Origin of the sequence: Enterococcus sp. RTP21361st1_A6_RTP21361_211029 (assembly GCF_040910045.1) — a bacterium.
Lineage (GTDB): Bacteria > Bacillota > Bacilli > Lactobacillales > Enterococcaceae > Enterococcus_D > Enterococcus_D gallinarum.
This window is the reverse complement of sequence record NZ_JBDGBK010000199.1, coordinates 1-1,601: the sequence shown is the minus strand read 5'-3', so window position 1 is coordinate 1,601 and position 1,601 is coordinate 1. Positions and strand designations below refer to the sequence as shown.

At 66.8% G+C, this 1,601-nt stretch carries 3 protein-coding genes; all 3 read right to left on the bottom strand.

Going from position 1 to position 1,601, the window contains the following annotated elements:
- The coding region (locus AB5Z52_RS16990; RefSeq protein WP_368267135.1) for a Fic family protein at positions 1-631 on the bottom strand (631 nt) is incomplete at its 3' end.
- A 20-nt stretch (positions 632-651) separates the two neighbouring features.
- Positions 652-996: a hypothetical protein gene (locus AB5Z52_RS16985; protein ID WP_077423898.1), complete on the bottom strand. Its 345-nt coding sequence runs from the start codon at positions 994-996 to the stop codon at positions 652-654.
- Positions 939-1,601: hypothetical protein (locus tag AB5Z52_RS16980; protein ID WP_368267134.1), on the bottom strand; the 663-nt coding region annotated here is incomplete at its 5' end. The genes AB5Z52_RS16980 and AB5Z52_RS16985, both read right to left, overlap by 58 nt.

The following is a 1,601-nucleotide window of genomic DNA, read 5'->3' as shown; positions in this document are numbered from 1 at the left end:
AGTTCCGGTTGGCGTCGCGGATCAGGGGCGGCACGGCGTCCAGGCGGAGCATCTCCTTGAAGAGGACCAGTCGTCCGATGCGCCCGTTGCCGTCCGAGAACGGGTGCGTGGTCTCGAACAGCCAGTGCGCCCTCGCTGTCTGGTATGGGTCGTCCCTGAGTTCCGCGAACGCCTTGAACACGTCGTTCATGGCGCGGGGCACGTCCCGGGGCAGGACGGTGTGGATGCCTTCGATGGGGCTGATGACGTTCGGAAGCGTCTTCCATCCGCCGACGTTGCGCGAGGGGTCGGTTTCCTGGCTGGTCCCGTGTTTGAGGATCGCGTGGAGCTCGCACACCATGGCCTTGTCGACGGGTTCGTCCGCGAGGTCGAGGATCCGGTCGAACGCGCGGAAATGGTTCACGGTTTCCGTCGCGTCGTCCAGCCGTATCTCGTCGTCGGCGTTTTCGGGCAGCAGCGCGCCGGTGTCGAACAGCTGGGCGGTCTGTTCCGGGGACAGCGTGGATCCTTCCATGTGGTTGCTGTTGTAGGCGAACACGAGCTGTGTGTTCTGGTAGAGGCCGTGCGAGACCTTCTGGTCGCGTTCCGCGCGCAGCCAGTCGACCAGTCGTTTCCGTGTTTGCTTCGCCATGGCCCGTTCCTTTCCTGTCGTCACCATCGTAGTATGCGTGCCGCCGTGTCCAGGCTCCGGAACAGGGGCTGGTGGCCGGCGAGGTTTCGCAGGAGCGTTTCGAGCTCGGGGATGGGCAGGTATCGGCTCGCGATGGTCCAGACGGTCGCGACGGCGATGAGGGTGAGTATGGCGGTGACGGTGATCCACAGGATCTGCCTGATGAGTCCGCCGCCGGTGGTGGCGCGGCCGGTGACGCCGGCGAGCACCGTGAGCGTGACGGCGAGAACGATCAGGGTGCCGGTGTCCCATGCGGCCAGGGTCCGGGTCATTGCGTCGGCCCATCGGGCGAGTTGTTCGATGATGGTTCCTGCCGTGTCTTCCATTGCGGGTTCCTTTCCTCCATGGCTGCGGGGTTCGGCGTCTCCACGCGGGGCTTCGGGTTTTCCGGCCGATTACGGTTGGCCTTCCGGGTTTTGCCGGGGTTGACGACGCCGCTTCCTTGTCCGGTGATGCGTGCGTCGAGGTTGCACCAGTGCTGTTCCTGCCGGCCGGACCGGCCCGGCGGCCTTTGCCCGATGGGCTGGTCGGGGTCGTCGATGTGCCACATGTCCCGGTAGACGGCCACGTCGCGCAGCAGGTTGTGGTCGCCGTGCTTCCGCGCCGTTTCCATGACGGTCCTCGACCAGGGCTGTTCGCCCGTGGCGGCCTGTCGGGCGAGGGCGTCGGCCCGTTGGGTGATGAGGAGTTCGTTCTGGCGCACCAGGTCGAGGGCGGCGGTGTTTCTGGATGCCTTGATGGGCGGGATGATGCCGGCGGTCCAGTCGTCGCGCACCGCGCCGTTGAGCCGGTCGAGCAGGCCGCTGCTGAGCCGGCCGGCCATGACGGCGGCGGGGTCCTGCCGGTTTCCGTGCTCGTCCTTGGGGCTGATGTCGCGGCTGACGATGGCCATGGCCCGCTTGGGGTCGGTCATCCAGGCGCGGGACCATAG